The organism is Buttiauxella sp. WJP83 (genome assembly GCF_027594725.1).
GTDB classification, from domain to species: domain Bacteria; phylum Pseudomonadota; class Gammaproteobacteria; order Enterobacterales; family Enterobacteriaceae; genus Buttiauxella; species Buttiauxella selenatireducens.
In genome coordinates, this window is the sequence record NZ_CP110080.1 from 342,989 (window position 1) to 361,046 (window position 18,058).

General features: G+C 50.3%; 17 protein-coding genes. 11 read left to right on the forward strand and 6 right to left on the reverse strand.

All coding sequences use genetic code 11. The annotated features are described in order from the left end of the window. The first annotated feature begins 39 nt into the window (after window positions 1-39). Genes OH773_RS01520 through OH773_RS01545 form a run of 6 tightly spaced genes read left to right on the forward strand, consistent with a single transcriptional unit; the run spans window position 40 to window position 6,146 of the window. The gene (locus OH773_RS01520) at window positions 40-1,215 is read left to right on the forward strand and encodes a YhfX family PLP-dependent enzyme (RefSeq protein ID WP_270142426.1); all 1,176 of its coding nucleotides are present in this window, start codon (window positions 40-42) and stop codon (window positions 1,213-1,215) included. After that, the gene (locus OH773_RS01525) at window positions 1,208-2,443 is read left to right on the forward strand and encodes a phosphopentomutase (protein WP_270142428.1); all 1,236 of its coding nucleotides are present in this window, start codon (window positions 1,208-1,210) and stop codon (window positions 2,441-2,443) included. The genes OH773_RS01520 and OH773_RS01525 overlap by 8 nt, the downstream gene beginning before the upstream one ends. Beyond that, window positions 2,436-3,326, forward strand: a complete 891-nt coding sequence (locus tag OH773_RS01530) for a phosphotriesterase-related protein (protein WP_270142430.1) — start codon at window positions 2,436-2,438, stop codon at window positions 3,324-3,326. Before OH773_RS01525 ends, OH773_RS01530 begins: the two co-directional genes overlap by 8 nt. Before the next feature lie 9 nt (window positions 3,327-3,335). Further along, window positions 3,336-3,689, forward strand: coding sequence for a DUF2620 domain-containing protein (locus OH773_RS01535; RefSeq protein ID WP_183272323.1), 354 nt, complete (start codon window positions 3,336-3,338; stop codon window positions 3,687-3,689). Between the two features lie 10 nt (window positions 3,690-3,699). After that, window positions 3,700-5,004 carry a YhfT family protein gene (locus tag OH773_RS01540; protein ID WP_270142433.1) on the forward strand — a complete coding sequence of 435 codons (1,305 nt, stop codon included), beginning with the start codon at window positions 3,700-3,702 and terminating at the stop codon, window positions 5,002-5,004. A 56-nt stretch (window positions 5,005-5,060) separates the two neighbouring features. After that, entirely contained in the window at window positions 5,061-6,146 is a 1,086-nt protein-coding gene (locus OH773_RS01545; protein WP_270142435.1) for an aminotransferase class V-fold PLP-dependent enzyme, read from the forward strand. A gap of 42 nt (window positions 6,147-6,188) precedes the next feature. Here OH773_RS01545 and OH773_RS01550 read toward each other — a convergent pair whose 3' ends face one another. The 5 genes from OH773_RS01550 to nirB form a co-directional block, all read right to left on the reverse strand. Then, window positions 6,189-6,362, reverse strand: coding sequence for a YhfL family protein (locus OH773_RS01550; RefSeq protein WP_270142437.1), 174 nt, complete (start codon window positions 6,360-6,362; stop codon window positions 6,189-6,191). A 218-nt stretch (window positions 6,363-6,580) separates the two neighbouring features. Further along, entirely contained in the window at window positions 6,581-7,954 is a 1,374-nt protein-coding gene (gene cysG / locus OH773_RS01555) for a siroheme synthase CysG (protein ID WP_270142439.1), read from the reverse strand. Between the two features lie 19 nt (window positions 7,955-7,973). Continuing rightward, on the reverse strand, window positions 7,974-8,780 hold the full coding sequence (nirC, locus tag OH773_RS01560) for a nitrite transporter NirC (RefSeq protein ID WP_270142441.1): 807 nt from the start codon (window positions 8,778-8,780) through the stop codon (window positions 7,974-7,976). Window positions 8,781-8,940: 160 nt separating this feature from the next. Further along, on the reverse strand, window positions 8,941-9,267 hold the full coding sequence (gene nirD / locus OH773_RS01565) for a nitrite reductase small subunit NirD (RefSeq protein WP_183272329.1): 327 nt from the start codon (window positions 9,265-9,267) through the stop codon (window positions 8,941-8,943). Then, entirely contained in the window at window positions 9,264-11,816 is a 2,553-nt protein-coding gene (gene nirB, locus OH773_RS01570) for a nitrite reductase large subunit NirB (RefSeq protein WP_270142443.1), read from the reverse strand. Before nirB ends, nirD begins: the two co-directional genes overlap by 4 nt. 227 nt (window positions 11,817-12,043) lie before the next feature. Here nirB and OH773_RS01575 point away from each other — a divergent pair, with 227 nt between their 5' ends. Continuing rightward, window positions 12,044-13,327 carry a cytosine deaminase gene (locus tag OH773_RS01575; RefSeq protein ID WP_270142445.1) on the forward strand — a complete coding sequence of 428 codons (1,284 nt, stop codon included), beginning with the start codon at window positions 12,044-12,046 and terminating at the stop codon, window positions 13,325-13,327. Between the two features lie 28 nt (window positions 13,328-13,355). Here OH773_RS01575 and tsgA read toward each other — a convergent pair whose 3' ends face one another. Further along, window positions 13,356-14,537, reverse strand: coding sequence for an MFS transporter TsgA (gene tsgA / locus OH773_RS01580; protein ID WP_270142447.1), 1,182 nt, complete (start codon window positions 14,535-14,537; stop codon window positions 13,356-13,358). A 280-nt stretch (window positions 14,538-14,817) separates the two neighbouring features. On the opposite strand from tsgA, the gene ppiA reads away from it, so the two are divergent. The 4 genes from ppiA (at window position 14,818) to argD (ending at window position 18,036) form a co-directional block, all read left to right on the forward strand. Continuing rightward, window positions 14,818-15,390: a peptidylprolyl isomerase A gene (gene ppiA / locus OH773_RS01585; RefSeq protein WP_183272333.1), complete on the forward strand. Its 573-nt coding sequence runs from the start codon at window positions 14,818-14,820 to the stop codon at window positions 15,388-15,390. A 120-nt stretch (window positions 15,391-15,510) separates the two neighbouring features. Beyond that, window positions 15,511-16,113, forward strand: a complete 603-nt coding sequence (locus OH773_RS01590; RefSeq protein WP_270142449.1) for a putative adenosine monophosphate-protein transferase Fic — start codon at window positions 15,511-15,513, stop codon at window positions 16,111-16,113. A gap of 33 nt (window positions 16,114-16,146) precedes the next feature. Then, on the forward strand, window positions 16,147-16,710 hold the full coding sequence (pabA, locus tag OH773_RS01595) for an aminodeoxychorismate synthase component 2 (protein ID WP_270142451.1): 564 nt from the start codon (window positions 16,147-16,149) through the stop codon (window positions 16,708-16,710). 99 nt (window positions 16,711-16,809) lie between these two features. After that, window positions 16,810-18,036, forward strand: a complete 1,227-nt coding sequence (gene argD, locus OH773_RS01600) for a bifunctional acetylornithine/succinyldiaminopimelate transaminase (protein ID WP_270142453.1) — start codon at window positions 16,810-16,812, stop codon at window positions 18,034-18,036. Window positions 18,037-18,058: the final 22 nt, after the last annotated feature.

Genomic DNA, 18,058 nt, shown 5'->3' on the forward strand with positions numbered 1-18,058 from the left:
TTTAGATTTTTTTGCAGCATGGAGTCGAGAGGCAAAGGCATGTTTATTGAAGCACTCAAGGCACAAAATCCGGCGCTGATTGAGGCCGCAATTAAGTTATGGCAACAGGGCGACATTCTGCCAGATACCTGCGTGATTGATGTTGATCAGGTGATGGAGAACGGTCGTCGCCTGCTGGAAACAGCGGAAAATCTGGGCATCACGCTCTATCTGATGACGAAACAGTTGGGGCGTAACCCGTGGATTGCAACACGCCTGATTGAGTTGGGATTTCATGGCACCGTCGCGGTGGATTTTAAGGAAGCACGCACACTGCGTAACGCGGGGGTTCAGGTTTCCCACGTGGGCCATTTGGTTCAGGTTCCTAAAAGTTTGATAGTGGAAAGCGTTAACGCTTCACCAGAAATGATCACCATTTTCTCTCTGGAGAAAGCGCAGGAAATTTCTGATGCGGCGCTGCATGGAGGGCAGATTCAGCCGATCATGCTCAAAGTTTTCGATGCTAAAGACACATTGTACCCCGGCCAGGAAGCGGGATTCCCGTTTTCAACGTTGCACGAAGTGGTTGCTGCCATCCAGAAAATGCCAGGGGTGAAAATCACCGGGCTGACTCATTTCCCCTGTTTGTTGTGGGATGAAGAGATGCAACAAACGCAGCCAACGCCGAATTTGACCACGTTACTACATGCTCGCGATCTGCTTCGTACGCAGGGAATTGAACTGGCACAAATTAATGCGCCATCTGCGTCCAGCTGTAGCTCGTTACCCCTGCTGGCGCAGTACGGCGTGACACATGCAGAACCGGGTCATGCACTAACGGGCACTATTCCTGCAAATCAACACGGCGACCAACCCGAGCGTATCGCCATGTTGTATCTCACTGAAATATCGCATCAATTCCAGGGCAATAGTTACTGTTTTGGCGGGGGCTACTATCGCCGGGGCCATGCGCAAAATGCCCAGGTTTTTCCGGCAGCAGACATTGACGCGGTGCCTGCAAAAATACTGCCAATGGATGACAGCAGTATCGATTACCACATCGGCCTTGCGGGCGAGTTTCCAGTGGGAGCGCCGGTAGTCATGTGCTTCCGGACACAGGTTTTTGTTACGCGCAGCGATGTGGCGTTGGTCTCCGGGATAAGCCACGGAAAGCCGGTGCTAGAAGCGCTGTACGACAGTCTCGGTAATCCTATCGCTGGAGGTTTGCGTGAGTAAATTTGTGGTTGTGGTGATAGACAGTTTTGGTGTGGGCGCCATGGACGATGTGCCGCAAGTCAGGCCAGAGGATATCGGTGCCAATACTTGCGGGCATATTTTGCAAAGCTGTCCGCAGTTACGTTTACCGGTGCTGGAAAAGCTCGGTTTGATTAATGCATTGGGTTTTACAGAAGGGACGATGCAATCCTCTGCAAACGCTGTTTACGGGACGGCCATGTTGCAACATGAAGGTGGCGACACTTTTATGGGCCATCAGGAAATTTTGGGCACCCGGCCTCAACCGCCGCTGCGCATGCCTTTCTCTCATGTCATTGATGATGTTGAGCGCGCGTTAATTGCTGATTGCTGGCAGGTCGAGCGTAAGGGCAGTGACCTGCAATATTTATGGGTAAATCAGGCCGTCGCCATAGGCGATAACCTCGAAGCCGACCTCGGGCAAGTGTTTAATATTAGCGCAAATTTAAATGCTATTTCTTTTGAAGAAGTTCGCGTCATAGGTGAAATTGTTCGCCATTGTGTTCAGGTCGGGCGAGTGATCGCATTCGGTGGCTTGCTGGAAAGCAGCCAGCAGTTGCTGGACGCCGTAGAAGAAAAACTGGGCCAGTATATCGGCATAAACGCACCACGATCCGGAGTCTATCAACACGGTTTCCAGGTTGTTCACATGGGTTTTGGGGTCAATGCCAGCGTGCAGGTTCCACAAAAACTGCATGAGGTGAATATCAAAACCGTATTAGTGGGCAAAGTGGCTGATATTGCGATTAACCCGCATGGCGTTAGCTACCAGAACCTCGTTGATACCCAACAGATCATGGACATTACGCTCAATGAACTTCAAAAACCGGGGGATGTTTTTATCTGTACCAACATCCAGGAAACCGATCTCGCCGGGCACGCCCAGGACGTGAATCGCTATGCCGAAAGGTTACAGGTTGTCGATGAGAACCTCGGTCGACTCATGAACGCGATGCAGCCTGGTGATTGTCTGGTGGTCATGGCCGATCACGGCAACGACCCCACGATTGGTCACAGTAAACACACGCGCGAAAACGTGCCGTTGCTGGTCTGGCAGCCGGGGATCGTCGATGCACATCTTGGCGTCAGAACAACACTGTCCGATGTTGGCGCAACAGTTTGCGATTTCTTCAGCGCAGACGCACCACAAAACGGCACCTCGTTCCTGTCACTGCTGAATATCACAAACATCGGAGGCCATCATGGTTGAACAATCGCGAATTGATGCGACGGGCTACACCTACGCTCACGAGCATCTGCATATCGATCTGTCGTCATTTAAAAACAACATTGATTGCCGCCTGGATCAATACGACCTGATTTGTGCAGAAATGAAATCGCTCTATGCCCAGGGCGTACGCAACATTATTGAAATGACCAATCGATATATGGGGCGTAATCCGCAGTTTTTGCTCGATATTATGCAAGACACCGGTATGAACGTGATGGCTTGTACGGGTTACTACCAGCATGATTTTTTCCCACAGCATGTTGCCACAACCCCAGTGGAGACGCTGGCGCAGGAGATGATCGACGAAATAGAAATCGGCATTGATGGCACCCGTTTAAAAGCCGGGATCATTGCTGAGATTGGTTCGAGTGTGGATGTGATTACGTCGGACGAAGCAAAAGTATTCGCCGCGGCAGCCATAGCGCATCGGGAAACGGGTCGCCCGATTTCTACCCATACCTCTTTTAGCACCATGGGACTTGAGCAACTGACGCTACTGAAAAAACACGGCGTGGATCTCTCGCGCGTTGTGGTCGGGCATTGTGACCTGAAAGACAACCTCGACAACATTCTGCGCATGATTGAGCAGGGCGCGTACGTTCAGTTCGATACCATTGGCAAAAACAATTACTACCCGGATGAGAAACGTGTGGCAATGCTGCAAGAAATTGCCCGTCGCGGCCTGCTGGACCACGTGATGCTCTCAATGGATATTACCCGCCGCTCGCACTTAAAGGCGAATGGTGGCCTTGGTTTTGATTACTTGCTGACAACGTTTGTCCCTTTATTGCGGGAGGCTGGCTTCACTCAGGCCGACGTTGATTTGATGTTGCGTGACAATCCCTCTGTTTTCTTTAAATAAGGAATTCCCATGAAAAAGATTGGCGTTGCTGGCTTACAGCGTGAGCTCATTAAAAAGACCATCGAGACTTCTGCACCTAATCACTTCGAAGTGTTTATTTACAACGACATGGAAGCGGCCACGAAGGTTAAATCTGGACAGCTTGATTACTACATTGGTGCATGCAACACCGGCGCGGGGGCTGCATTGTCTATCGCCATTGCGATAATTGGCTACAACAAAAGTTGCACCATAGCGAAGCCGGGAATTAAGGCGAAGGAAGAGCAGGTCGCCAAAATGGTCGCGGAAGGAAAAGTCGCTTTTGGCCTGTCGGTTGAGCATATCGAACATGCCATTCCGATGCTTATCGCCCACTTAAAATAAAGGCGGCGCTATGGATTTCTACATTCAGATTCTCGTCGTTGCTTGCCTGACGGGCATGACGGCACTGCTGGCGCATAAGTCGGCAGCGGTATTCCACGATGGTATTCGCCCCATTTTGCCTCAGCTTATTGAAGGCAATATGAATCGCCGCGAGGCAGGAAGTATTGCATTCGGACTAAGTATTGGCTTTGTGGCATCGGTCGGTATTTCGTTTACGCTCAAAACAGGTTTGCTTAACAGCTGGTTGCTGTTTTTGCCGACGGATATTATCGGCGTGTTGGCTTTTAATAGCGCATTGGCGTTTGGTCTGGGCGCGGTCTGGGGGATTCTGATCCTCACCTGCCTGCTGCCGGTAAACCATTTGCTGACAGCCCTTCCGGTAGACGTGCTGGGTTCGCTTGGTGAGCTGAGTTCGCCCGTCGTTTCGGCTTTCGCGTTGTTCCCATTGGTGGCGATTTTCTATCAGTTTGGTTGGAAGAACAGCCTGTTCGCGGCGGTTGTGGTATTGATGACGCGCGTGCTCATCGTGCGCTTCTTCCCGCATCTTAACCCTGAATCTATTGAGATTTTCGTCGGCATGGTCATGCTGTTGGGCATTGCGATTTCGCAGGATCATCGCACTCGCGATGAACGAGAAGGCGACGATGGCGGTTCGTCGGTCTTTGAAGAGCGAACATCGCGGATCATCAAGAACCTGCCGTACATCGCGATTGTCGGTGGCCTGATTGCAGCCGTAGCCAGCATGAAGATTTTTGCGGGTTCAGAAGTGTCTATCTTCACGCTTGAGAAGGCTTATACGGCGGGACTTGATCCGGCGCAGTCGCAGACCCTGATAAACCAGGCGGCGCTGGCTGAATTCATGCGCGGTTTGGGATTTGTACCCATGATAGCAACCACCGCGCTGGCTACGGGTGTTTATGCTGTCGCGGGCTTCACCTTCGTCTTCGCTGTGGGCTATTTAATCTCTAACCCGTTGATTGCCTTCGTGGTGGGTGCGTTGGTCATTTCTGCAGAAGTGCTGCTGTTACGCTCCATTGGTAAATGGTTGGGACGATATCCTTCGGTGCGAAATGCCTCAGATAACATCCGTAACGCGATGAATATGCTGATGGAAATGGCATTACTGGTCGGCTCTATATTTGCCGCTATCAAAATGGCGGGATACACCGGTTTTACCATCGCCGCCGCACTCTATTTCCTTAATGAATCACTGGGGCGTCCGGTTCAGAAAATGGCCTCTCCTGTCGTCGCGGTGCTGATTACCGGGATTGTGCTTAACATTCTCTACTATTGTGGCCTGTTCGTTCCGGTCTGATCCCTTCCTTACGCCTGCTGTTGATCGCGACGGCAGGCCTTCATGGAGCGAGTAAAGTGAAAACCTGGCCTTTGCAAAGCCTGACGATGGAACAGGCGCAGTGTAAGCAGTTCCAACTGGTGGATGTCATTTGTCGGCATTTTCCAGGAAGTGATTTTCTCAATGGCGGCGATTTGGGGTTAGTTCCCGGTCTGAACCAGCCGCAAGTAACCCATCGTGTTGAAGCCGTGCTGGCCGATTTCTTTGGCGCACCGGCAGCGGCATTCGTTCAGGGGGCAGGAACGGGGGCGATTCGTAGCGGCCTTGCGGCATTGTTGAACGCCGGAGAAAGTTTGCTCATCCACGATGCCCCTCTTTACCCCACTTCTGCCGTTATTGCCGAACAGATGGGCTTGCAATTGATTCGTGCCGATTTTAATCAGCTTGAGGAAGTCAAAAAAGCGATTGAATTGCATCGGCCGAAAGCAGCACTTATCCAGCATACGCGGCAAAAGTTAGATGATTCATACGAATTGAATCGCGTTATCTCTTGCTTTAATCAGTATAAATTGCCGTCGCTGACCGATGATAATTATGCGGTGATGAAAGTAGAGAATATTGGGTGCGAATGCGGCTCAACGCTTTCTACTTTCTCGTGCTTTAAACTTTTCGGCCCACCTGGAATTGGCGTGGTAGTGGGGGAAGAGGCCGCGGTGAGGGCGGTGCGCCAGAGTATGTATTCAGGTGGCAGCCAGGTTCAGGGGTTCCAGGCAATGGAAGCCTTGCGTGGGCTGGTGTTCGCGCCAGTGATGCATGCGGTTCAGTCGCAGGTTAACAACAGTCTTGTTGAGGCGTTGAACGCAGGGCACATTCCACAGGTTAAACAGGCATTTATTGCTAACGCCCAATCTAAAGTTCTTCTGGTGGAGTTTCATCAGCCGATTGCGGAAAAGGTACTTTATTCAGCGCAGAAACTGGGTGCGTTGCCGTATCCGGTTGGGGCAGAGTCGAAATATGAAATTCCGCCGTTGTTTTACCGGGTGTCCGGTACGTTTCGGCAGTCTGACCCAACGCTTGAACAGCGTATGATCCGTATTAATCCCAATCGCAGTGGAATGCAGACGGTGTTGCGTATTTTGCAGGAAAGTTGTGAAGGCTTATAAATACAATCGCTCTCATAGTTGAGAGCGATTTTGATGACTTACTTATTTAGACTCATCCGCTGGCCCGCAGCCACCAATGATTCTTGAAATAGAAATAGCAGGATGAAGAAAATAGTCGTAACCACAATTTTTGTTTCTGTTTTCAACATGCCCGCTGCATGCGGTTAGTGTGGATATAACAGCAAATAAGGCAGTAATTTTCACGAGCTTAATCATGAGTCTTCCCTGGTTGTAAATAAAATAATTTGGATGATACTTAATATAAAAAGGCGATTAAGTGTATGTGATGAAAGGGAAGTTGCTAAGTCCGCAATCCTACAGGCATTAGATGCTAATCGTATTGCTAATTAAAATTCCGTTTGTAATCAGAATGCAGAAATAAAAAAGCCTGCGGGAATTAATCAGCAGGCTATCTTTTATCTAAGATAATATCTTTAGTGATTCGAGAACCAATTTAATTTATCGCGCAATGCCACAACACGACCAACAATAATTAATGCCGGGCTTTCAACCTGAGTCGATAATGTGCCGAGCTCGCTTAATATTCCGCTGACGACGCGTTGTTTTACCGCTGTGCCGTTTTCGACCAACGCAACCGGCATCTCTGCGGTCATACCGTGTTTAATCAAATTTTCCTGAATGGCTGGAGCCTGGTTCAGACCCATATAAAACACTAGGGTCTGTTTTTCAGCGGCCAGGTTTTCCCAGTCCAGTTCACCACCTGTTTTCAAATGGCCTGTAACCAGACGGACACTTTGCGCGTAATCGCGGTGGGTTAAGGGAATGCCCGAATATGCTGAACAGCCGGACGCCGCAGTAATGCCGGGAACGACGGAGAACGGAATGCCGCCCTCACATAGCGTTTCTAACTCTTCACCGCCACGACCAAAGATGAACGGATCGCCACCTTTCAGACGCACAACGCGTTTACCGCTTTGCGCTTCTCGCAGTAGAATTTGGTTAATTTCTTCTTGCGGAACACAGTGATAACCCGCGCGTTTCCCAACGAATACGCGGTCAGCATCGCGGCGAACCAGGTTCATAATGTCATCGGAGACCAGGCGATCATATACCACGACATCGGCTTGCTGGATTTGCTGTAACCCTTTTAAGGTCAGCAATCCGGCATCACCAGGCCCTGCGCCGACCAATACCACTTCACCGCGGTGATCCAGTGGTGTCGCGAACATCGACTCAGTTTCTTTATCGATAGCTTTCTGGTCTTCGTTGGCCAGATATTGTGCCAGCCGATCGTTGGAGAAGAATTTCTCCCAGAATCGGCGGCGTTCGCCCATGGTTTTGAAATTTGTTTTGACCTTGCCGCGCAAAGTCCCGGCATAAGCGGCGATTTTCCCCAGATGTAGCGGCAGAATCGCTTCGAGCTTTTCACGTAACAGACGGGCAAGAACAGGGGAGGTGCCACCGGAAGAGACCGCAACCATCAGCGGTGAGCGGTCAATAATCGATGGCATGATGAAGCTGGCCTGTTTGGGCGCATCAACAACGTTGCAGAAAATACGGCGGGATTCGCATGCGTCGCTGACCTGTCGATTCACGGCATCGTCGTCTGTTGCGGCAATGGCGAGCCAGCACTCATCGAGTAACGCGGGGAGGAATTCACCCTGTACCAACGTAATCATGCCCTGTTCAGCCCACACCTGAAACTGTGGGGAGAAATCCAGGGCATTTACAGTGACCTTTGCACCTGCCTCCATCAACAAACGCGCTTTACGTTCTGCAACATCGCCGCCACCCACGAGTAGGCAGTCACGGTTTTGCAATTGACAAAATATAGGCAGGTGATCCACGGTCAATCCTCAAAAGAAATTAGTTGCGTGCAGTCTCCGGCGCGGCGATTCGCTCAGGCTGTGGACGCTCCGCTTTTGGCGTAGCATACCAATAACCCAGACCCATGAATACTACGCCAGATAGGGTATTCCCAAGTGTTACCCACAGCAGGTTGTGACCGATACCTGCAAGGGTATAAGCGTCGCTGTGATGGCCAAACCAGGAAAGTGCAAACAGAGTCATGTTGGCAATGGAGTGTTCGTAGCCAGAAGCGATGAACGCCAGAAGACACCACCAGATAGCGATGAATTTTGCGGCACCTTCAGTACGTACTGCCATCCAGATTGCAAGGCAAACCAACCAGTTACACAGCGCGCCTTTAAAGAACAGCACCATCGCTGGAGCGGAGGTTTTTGCTAATGCGGCGGTGTGGAGCAGGCTGGTATCTAACGGCAAAAGACTACCACCGCCCCATTTGTAGAGCAGGGCCACAAACACAGAACCGACGAGATTGCCTAACCAGGTTTTCGGCAATATGCCCCACATTTGCCCCTGAGTGATGGTGCCGGCTTTCACACCAAACGTCAGGAACATGGTGTGCCCAGTGAATAGTTCAGAGCCTGCGATGATGACGAGTGTCAGGGCGATACCGAAGGTAGCTCCCATTACCAGTGGACGTAGCGAAGGCTCAACCAGATTTCCGAGGGTGAAAATCAGGATGATCCCAAGCCCTACATAAGCCCCCGCCATCGCGGAGCTTATCCAAAAGCCCAGTGGGTTGTTTTTCGACAATCGGGCAATGCGAGCGGCATTAGCCGCACATTTATTAATGGTATCGGTGAACATTTTTGTTATCCCAAGAAAATGAAAGAAAATTAAAAATGGAGAATGAAGTTTTTGAAGCCCCTCACCCTAACCCTCTCCCAAAGGAGAGGGGATTGCCCGGAGAAGCCTTTTGACGTTCTCCCTCTCCTGTGGGAGAGGGGCGGGGTGAGGGCGGGTTGTTTTATGCTTTAATCTGAACCTGGCCGTCTTGTACACGCGCTTTATAGTGCGCGATTGAGCGGCTCTCATCTTCCATGCACAATCCATCTCGCAGTCTGAAACGCTGCTTTTTCAATGGACTGGCAACCCAAAGTTCGTTCTGGTGTTCGGCAATTAACCCACGAGATAACACGCTGGCTTCAAAGAACGGATCGATGTTGCTAAGCGCGAAGACTTGATCGTCATTACGTGGGCGGAAAATGGCTATCTGCTGATTACCCACCAATGCGCAAACACCGGTAGCAGGCAGGATGTCGTTTAACGGGCAAACGGTAGTCCACTGGCTCATACATTTTCCTCCACATCTTCTACCAGGGTGACCGGGATACGTTCGTAAGGTGTAGCCGGACGGTGCTGCTCACGCTCAGGAACAATCTGTACATTCGGGTCACGCTGCGGGCTGTTGATAAAGTGTTTGAAGCGAACCTGAGCTTCTGGGGTATTGACCGTTTCAGTCCACTCGCAAATCACTTTCTCGCGCAGGCGCTCCAGTTCGGCTTCAAGTTGATCGTTCAGACCCAGTTTGTCGTCGATAATGACCTGTTTCAGGTATTCGATACCGCCTTCCAGACTATCCAGCCAAGGTGCGGTACGGGTCAGTTTGTCTGCGGTGCGGATGTAGAACATCATGAAACGGTCGAGGTATTTGATCAGCGTTTCACGGTCTAAATCAGCGGCCAGTAAATCGGCGTGACGAGGTTTCATACCGCCGTTACCGCAGACATACAGGTTCCAGCCTTTTTCGGTAGCGATAATGCCCACGTCTTTACCCTGTGCTTCTGCACATTCACGGGTACAGCCGGATACACCGAATTTCATTTTGTGCGGGGTACGAATCCCCTTGTAACGGTTTTCCAGTTCAACACCGAAGCCGACACTGTCGCCTACGCCGTAACGGCACCAGGTGCTGCCCACGCAGGTTTTCGCCATACGCAGCGCCTTCGCGTATGCATGCCCTGTTTCAAAACCGGCATCAATCAGCTGGCGCCAGATTTCTGGCAAATCGTCTTTTTGAGCCCCAAACAGGCCGATACGTTGGGATCCGGTGATTTTGGTGTAGAGATTGAATTCTCGGGCGATACGACCTACTTCCATCAGGCCTTCTGGGGTGATTTCACCGCCAGCAGAGCGAGGAATGACTGAGTACGTCCCGTCTTTCTGGATGTTGCCGAGGAAGTTGTCGTTGGTGTCTTGTAACGGTGTGTGCTTAGGTGACAGCACATATTCGTTCCAGCAAGATGCCAGCAGAGAACCGACGGTCGGTTTACACACTTCACAGCCGTAACCTTTACCGTATTTTTCCAGCAGCTCGTCGAAGGATTTAATCCCTTCAACGCGGATCAGGTGGTACAGCTCCTGACGAGAAAACGCAAAGTGTTCACACAGGTTGTGGTTAACTTCGATGCCTTGTTTGCTCAACTCGGCATTTAATACCTGAGTGATCAATGGAATACAGCCGCCGCAGCCGGTGCCCGCTTTGGTTTCCGCTTTCAGCGCCGCAACGGTATGACAACCCTTGTTGATCGCTTTAATCAGATGACCTTTAGTAACATCGAAGCAGGAGCAGATTTGCGCGCTGTCTGGCAGTTTGTCGACACCAATTGCGGGTTTTCCAGAGCTTGCGTGCGCTGGAAGAATTAACGCATCCGGGTTTTCAGGCAGTTCAATGTTATTCAGAACCAGTTGCAGCAGGTTGCCGTAATCGCTAGTGTCGCCCACCAGAACGGCACCAAGCAGAGTTTTATTGTCGGCGCTGACAATCAGGCGCTTATAAACTTCTTTGCTTTCGTCGAGATAAACATAGCTGCGGCAATTTGGCGTGCGGCCATGTGCATCCCCAATCCCGCCAACATCAACGCCAAGTAATTTCAGCTTGGCGCTCATGTCTGCGCCTTCGAAGGCGTTTTCAGAACCCAGCAGATGGTCGGCAGTGACCTGCGCCATTTTGTAGCCAGGCGCAACCAGGCCGAATGTACGATTGTTCCAGCTGGCACATTCGCCGATAGCGTAGATGTCCGGGTCAGAAGTCTGGCAGGTATCGTTGATAACGATGCCACCGCGCTGCGCTGTTGCCAGGCCGCACTGAGTCGCCAGTTTATCGCGTGGGCGGATACCGGTGGAGAAGACGATGAAGTCCACTTCCAGGTCCGAGCCGTCAGCAAAACGCATGGTCTTACGCGCTTCATTGCCCTGTTGGACAATTTCCTGGGTGTTTTTGCTGGTGTGAACGCGTACACCCATGCTTTCGATTTTATTGCGCAGTTGCTCGCCACCCATGCGGTCGAGTTGCTCTGCCATCAGCATTGGCGCGAATTCGATAACGTGAGTTTCAACGCCGAGGTTTTTCAGTGCGCCCGCAGCTTCAAGGCCCAACAAACCGCCACCGACAACCGCACCGCGTTTGCTACGGCGGGCACAGGCTTCAATAGCGTTTAAATCTTCGATAGTGCGGTAAACGAAACAGTCTTGTGTTTCAGAACCTTTAATCGGTGGGATCCACGGATATGAACCCGTCGCCATAACCAGTTTGTCGTAATAAACGGTACGGCCAGTATTCGAGTGGATGACTTTTTCCTGGCGGTTAATGGTGATGGCGCGTTCGCCAACCAGCACTTTTACACCATGTTTTTCGTAGAAGCCGTCACGAACCAGCGATAACTCTTCAGCGGTATGATGAGAGAAATAGGAAGAGAGGTGTACGCGATCGTAGGCTTTACGCGGCTCTTCACAAAAAACAGTCATGTCGAATTGGCCTGGCTGGGCTTTATCAAGTAGGTCTTCGATAAAGCGATGGCCAACCATGCCATTACCGATGATTGCGATTTTGACTTTGCTCATAATTGCCTCAATTTCTTTTCTATTACTGCCTACCTTAACGATTCAGCAATGGCGATTATTGATACAAATCAAATACACCTTTATATACCTCTTAATGGGTATATGTATGATTTTAGTGAGTTTTTCTAAGGTGCGGAATTGTTTGGCTTTTCATGAAGAGACAATAAATGTTCTCATTTTGATGAGTGTGCTATGAAGAAGGGGTGGTTAATCAGGAAGAGGTGGATATGAGCAATAAAGTGTTGGAGCGAATTCAAAATGTGCGTCTGGTCGGGCGCGAAGGTTTGTGGCAATTAACTCTCGAAAACGGGCGCATTCTGGCAATTAAGCCGATGGACGAAACCCTGCCTGAGAGCCAACAGATTCTTGATGGGCGAGGCGGTTTAGCCATCCCGCCTTTTATCGAACCACATATTCACCTTGATACCACGCAGACCGCAGGGCAACCCCACTGGAATCAGTCAGGAACTTTGTTTGAAGGCATTGAGCGCTGGGCTGAACGCAAAGCATTGCTGACGCACGAAGATGTAAAACAACGCGCCTGGCAAACACTGAAATGGCAGATAGCCAACGGTATCCAGTATGTACGCACCCATGTTGATGTGTCGGATCCCACGCTGACTGCGTTAAAAGCGATGCTGGAAGTTAAGCAAGAAGCTTCGCCGTGGATTGAGGTTCAGATCGTGGCTTTTCCTCAGGAGGGGATTCTTTCCTACCCGAACGGTGAAGCCCTGCTTGAAGAGGCCCTACGCCTTGGCGCTGATGTGGTTGGGGCAATCCCGCATTTTGAATTTACCCGCGAATACGGTGTTGAGTCATTGCATAAGGCTTTTGCGCTGGCACAAAAGTACTATCGCCCGCTAGATATTCACTGCGATGAAATAGACGATGAGCAATCACGCTTTGTCGAAACGGTCGCAGCACTCGCTCTGCGAGATGGCATTGGCGCGCGCGTAACCGCCAGCCATACCACGGCGATGCACTCTTACAATGGCGCTTATACCTCGCGTTTGTTCCGTTTGCTGAAGCTATCCGGGATTAACTTTGTCGCCAATCCGCTGGTGAATATCCATCTGCAAGGACGTTTTGATGATTACCCGAAACGTCGGGGTATCACCCGTGTAAAAGAGTTGCTCGAAGCGGGAATTAACGTCTGCTTTGGTCATGATGATGTATTCGACCCTTGGTATCCACTGGGCACCGCTAATATGCTACAGGTACTGCATATGGGGCTGCATGTTTGCCAGATGATGGGGTATCAGCAAATTGATGAAGGCTTGAAACTGATCACCGAGAATAGTGCGCGTACGTTCGGGGTACAGGATTACGGCATTGTTGAGGGAAATTCGGCGAATCTGATCATTCTTCCGGCGGAAAATGGCTTTGATGCAGTGAGGAGACAGGTTCCTGTTCGCTGGTCAGTGCGCGGTGGAAAGGTCATTGCGACGACACAATTGTCACAAACCTGGGTGATGCTGGACGAGGCGGAAGAGATAAATTTTGGCGGGTAAGATCTACCCGCCATGACAATATTCGTGATTAGTGTGCGGCAGTCGCGTTATGTTGGCGGTGTTTCGTTACCAGCCCCAAAATCAGGCACATAATAAACACGATTGCATACAAGGCGTTTGCGGTTTGCAGCGCCGCATGTGGGCCGCTGTGAGCCACAATCGGACCGGTGACAACGAAGGTCAGCATGGTACCGATGGTGCCGCAAGTCAGGACGAAGTTAACCAGTTTTGGCGAAGCCACTTTGGTCTGCAAAGAACCCAGCGTAATCACCGAGGTGTAAATCGCGCTGGAGAAGAAGCCCAGAGCCAGAATAAACCACGCGAGGTGCGCAGGTTCGCTTGTGTTGAACAGATACATCAGCACTGTGGCAGCACCCGCAAGCACAGTCAGAATGCGTTGCAGATCGAAGAAACGCAAAATAAAGCTAAATGCCCACATGCCAAACATATAAGACATCCAGAAATCGCTGACTAACTGACCCGCATCATTCAGATTCATACCCAGGCTTTTGGCGTATTCCGGAACCCAGGAGATAAAGCCCAGTTGACCAAGGATGTAGCACAGCGCGGCAATGGACAGGAACAACACGCCAATGCCCCATTTTTCTTTCTCGACGACTTTCTCGGTTTTCGCAGCATGTTTGCCTAATGCCGGGAAATCACAACCAATAGTCAGAATAAAAATCGCCACGTAAACCAGGCCGATGCAGACATAGACCCAGTACCAGTTGATGCTGCGTGCCAGAAGAATCGCAGCCACCATTGGGAAAATCATTCCCGCCATACTAAAGAAGGAGTCGGTAAATAACAGACGTGAGCCCCGCTGACGGCCTTCGTACATATGGGTTATCAGGAAGGTACCAATCGACATGGTGATACCGCTGACCAGACCAAGAACAAACATCGCCACTGAGAAAATGGTCAGGTTGTCGCCAAAGATGAGTCCAGCAACGGCCAGAACCATCAGGATGAAACCAAAGCGAAGTTGAGTTTTGAGTGGCACGATTTCCATTAACCAGGCGTTCAGGAAAATAGAAATCAAAATGCCCGCATTCAGGAAGGTAAAGGTATTACTCATGCTGGAAACGGGAACGTGGAAGTATTCGGCAATATTGCCCATCACCATCCCGGTGACGATCACCAACGCGCCGGTCAGGGCGTAGGAGAAGAAGCTGATCCATGTGAGCTTAATGCGGTTGCTGTTAGTCATGACAAGCCTGTGCATAGAAATGTAAAGTGCTTTGACAGCACTCGAGAAGGATGGATTTTAGTCAAAAATGTGACCTATTCATACATTTTATGAATCATTTGCTGTAATGGCATGCATTTTAAGTGATGTGAATCACATTGAAATGTGCCGTATGTTTATTCATTCATTTAACTTATTGATTTGTGTGAAAGTAAAAAACCGTAAATGGCTGGCGCATAGTTGAGTGCCTCTTTACAATCTAGCAACTTGCTTCATTCACTGCCTTCGTAAGGAATTATTCATGCTCAAATCGACTCTGGCGGCCGTAGCAACCGTGTTTGCTCTTACCGCGCTATCTCCTGCTGCGCTAGCTGCTAAAGGTGACCCACACGTCCTGCTGACGACTTCAGCGGGTGAAATTGAGCTTGAGTTAAATAGCCAAAAAGCCCCCGTTTCTGCGAAAAATTTCGTGGACTATGTGAACAGCGGCTTCTATAACAACACCATTTTCCACCGTGTGATCCCAGGCTTCATGCTTCAGGGTGGCGGCTTTACTGAAGATATGAATCAAAAGCAGCCGAATCCACCGATTAAAAACGAAGCCGATAACGGGCTGCGTAATACCCGCGGCACCATTTCTATGGCCCGTACCGCAGATAAAGACAGTGCAACCAGCCAGTTCTTCATCAACGTGGCTGACAATGCTTTCCTCGACCACGGGCAGCGCGACTTCGGTTATGCAGTATTTGGTAAAGTTGTGAAAGGGATGGACGTTGCGGATAAGATCTCTCAAGTGCAAACGCATGATGTGGGTCCGTACCAAAATGTTCCGTCAAAACCTGTCGTTATCCTTTCCGCAAAAGTCCTGCCGTAAATAGCTCTACCGTAAAAATGACTGCGCGGGTTTCTTTACCTGCGCAATCTCCTCCTTCCTGCACTTCCACCGATTGCTGCTTATACTTGTGGCAACTAGCGGCCATGTTAGGGAGGCACCATGACAAAGAAACTTACCGATAAGCAAAAGTCCCGCCTTTGGCAGCAACAACGCAGCCGTTCATTTCTGGCTAGCAGCCGGCTGGACGTTCTTGAGCCTCATGCGCAAGATGAGGTTATCGCGCAGCGCGTAGACACGATTGAACTTGGCCCGCTGCATCGCGGATTGCCATGGTTGTGTGCCATCCATCAGCAACTTTTTCAGGATGTTTTCGATTGGGCAGGCGACCTACGTGATGTGGATATTTCCAAGGGCGAGACACGTTTTTGCCATTTCGAATACATCGAAAATGAAGGCAACGATCTGTTGCAGGAGATGGAAGACGAGCATTATCTGACGGGGCTTGCCAGAAATGAGTTTGTGAATCGCCTGGCACATTACTACTGTGAGATTAACGTTCTTCACCCGTTCTTTGTGGGTAGTGGCCGCGCGCAGCGTGTTTTCTTTGAGCAACTGGCGATTCATGCCGGATATCTATTGGACTGGAGTGAAGTGGATCCTGACGAATGGCAAGCTGCAAATCAGGCTGGCGCGTTGGGTGATTTAACCCAGCTCAGCGAGATTTTCACTAAAGTCGTGAGTGAAGCGCGGGAAAGCGAATAGAATAGCGCGGTTCATTTTTACCTGGGAGCCGCGATGCTACTGCTTATCGACAATTACGACTCATTTACCTGGAACCTTTATCAGTACTTTTGCGAACTGGGCGCGGAAGTGATGGTGAAACGTAACGATGAGCTGACGCTTTCGGAAATCAGTGCGTTGGCACCTGAAAAACTGGTTATCTCCCCAGGACCTTGTACACCTTCTGAAGCGGGCATTTCCCTCGCGGCGATTACCCACTTCGCCGGAAAGCTACCAATCCTCGGCGTTTGCCTTGGTCATCAGGCTATTGCCCAGGCGTTTGGTGCGACGATTGTCCGCGCCGAAAAAGTGATGCACGGTAAAACCTCCGCAATTTCGCATAACAATACGGGTGTATTTAACGGTCTGAATAATCCTCTGACCGTGACCCGTTACCACTCTTTAGTCATCGATCCGCCAACGCTACCAGAGTGTTTTGACGTGACGGCCTGGACCGATAAGCAAGAGATTATGGGTATTCGCCATCGCGAGCTGACGCTGGAAGGCGTGCAGTTTCATCCGGAAAGCATTCTCAGCGAGCAGGGACATCAGCTGTTAGCCAATTTCCTGAAGTATTGATTTTTTATTGCCACTAAATGATTTTTTATGCATATTCCATGATTATATTTTCATGTGTCTTCCATGGCGTTTGAAGCGTAAAAAGGGGATAGGCAATAAATGGCAACTGAACAATCAGCAATTACCCGGGCAACTTTCGATGAAGTCATTTTGCCGATTTATGCACCGGCAGAGTTTATCCCGGTAAAAGGCCTGGGAAGCCGTATCTGGGATCAACAAGGAAAAGAGTATGTTGATTTCGCGGGTGGGATCGCAGTTACGGCGTTGGGGCACTGCCATCCGGCATTAGTTGAAGCGTTAAAAAGCCAGGGCGAAACGCTATGGCATACCAGTAATGTGTTCACCAACGAACCTGCTTTGCGCCTTGGACGTAAGCTGATTGATGCCACTTTTGCTGAACGCGTGCTGTTTATGAACTCAGGCACTGAAGCAAATGAAACCGCATTTAAACTGGCACGTTATTACGCGTCCACTCGCCATAGCCCGTACAAAACCAAAATTATTGCGTTCCATAACGCTTTCCACGGTCGATCTTTGTTTACCGTTTCTGTCGGTGGGCAGCCGAAATATTCCGATGGTTTTGGGCCAAAACCCGCCGATATTATCCACGTGCCGTTTAACGATTTACATGCGGTAAAAGCCGTCATGGACGATCACACCTGTGCGGTGGTGGTTGAGCCGATTCAGGGAGAGGGCGGTGTCACGGCGGCTACGCCAGAATTCCTGCAAGGCTTACGCGAACTGTGCGATGAACACAAAGCCCTGTTAGTTTTTGATGAAGTGCAGTGTGGCATGGGTCGTATCGGCGAACTGTTTGCGTATATGCATTACGGCGTGACACCGGATATTTTGACCAGCGCTAAAGCGCTGGGTGGCGGATTCCCTGTGAGTGTCATGTTAACGACGCAGGAAATAGCCTCTGCATTCCATGTTGGTACGCACGGTTCTACCTACGGTGGGAATCCACTGGCGTGTGCGGTTGCCGGCGCGGCGTTTGATATCATCAATACGCCTGAAGTGTTGGCTGGCGTCACAGAAAAACGTCAGCAGTTTGTGAAGCATTTACAGCAGATTGATGAGCAATTTGACGTGTTCAGCGATATTCGCGGCATGGGCTTGTTGATTGGCGCGGAGCTGAAACCGCAATACAAAGGCCGTGCACGTGAATTCCTCCATGCGGCAGCGCAAGAAGGGGTGATGGTTTTGAATGCCGGGCCTGATGTCATGCGTTTTGCACCAGCCTTGATCGTTGAAAAGGCTGATATTGATGAAGGAATGGCGCGCTTTGCTAAAGCGGTCGAGAAAATCGTATCTCAAGACGTGTAAGCACCCGTGTCATCCGACAAAA

Excerpts from the sequence above, each read along its gene's own strand:
- OH773_RS01520 (WP_270142426.1), top strand. The coding sequence starts at position 40 with ATGTTTATTGAAGCACTCAAGGCACAAAATCCGGCGCTGATTGAGGCC.
- OH773_RS01530 (WP_270142430.1), top strand. The coding sequence starts at position 2,436 with ATGGTTGAACAATCGCGAATTGATGCGACGGGCTACACCTACGCTCAC.
- OH773_RS01535 (WP_183272323.1), top strand. The coding sequence starts at position 3,336 with ATGAAAAAGATTGGCGTTGCTGGCTTACAGCGTGAGCTCATTAAAAAG.
- OH773_RS01540 (WP_270142433.1), top strand. The coding sequence starts at position 3,700 with ATGGATTTCTACATTCAGATTCTCGTCGTTGCTTGCCTGACGGGCATG.
- OH773_RS01550 (WP_270142437.1), bottom strand. The coding sequence starts at position 6,362 with ATGATTAAGCTCGTGAAAATTACTGCCTTATTTGCTGTTATATCCACA.
- nirC (WP_270142441.1), bottom strand. The coding sequence starts at position 8,780 with ATGTTCACCGATACCATTAATAAATGTGCGGCTAATGCCGCTCGCATT.
- nirD (WP_183272329.1), bottom strand. The coding sequence starts at position 9,267 with ATGAGCCAGTGGACTACCGTTTGCCCGTTAAACGACATCCTGCCTGCT.
- nirB (WP_270142443.1), bottom strand. The coding sequence starts at position 11,816 with ATGAGCAAAGTCAAAATCGCAATCATCGGTAATGGCATGGTTGGCCAT.
- OH773_RS01575 (WP_270142445.1), top strand. The coding sequence starts at position 12,044 with ATGAGCAATAAAGTGTTGGAGCGAATTCAAAATGTGCGTCTGGTCGGG.
- tsgA (WP_270142447.1), bottom strand. The coding sequence starts at position 14,537 with ATGACTAACAGCAACCGCATTAAGCTCACATGGATCAGCTTCTTCTCC.
- ppiA (WP_183272333.1), top strand. The coding sequence starts at position 14,818 with ATGCTCAAATCGACTCTGGCGGCCGTAGCAACCGTGTTTGCTCTTACC.
- OH773_RS01590 (WP_270142449.1), top strand. The coding sequence starts at position 15,511 with ATGACAAAGAAACTTACCGATAAGCAAAAGTCCCGCCTTTGGCAGCAA.
- pabA (WP_270142451.1), top strand. The coding sequence starts at position 16,147 with ATGCTACTGCTTATCGACAATTACGACTCATTTACCTGGAACCTTTAT.
- argD (WP_270142453.1), top strand. The coding sequence starts at position 16,810 with ATGGCAACTGAACAATCAGCAATTACCCGGGCAACTTTCGATGAAGTC.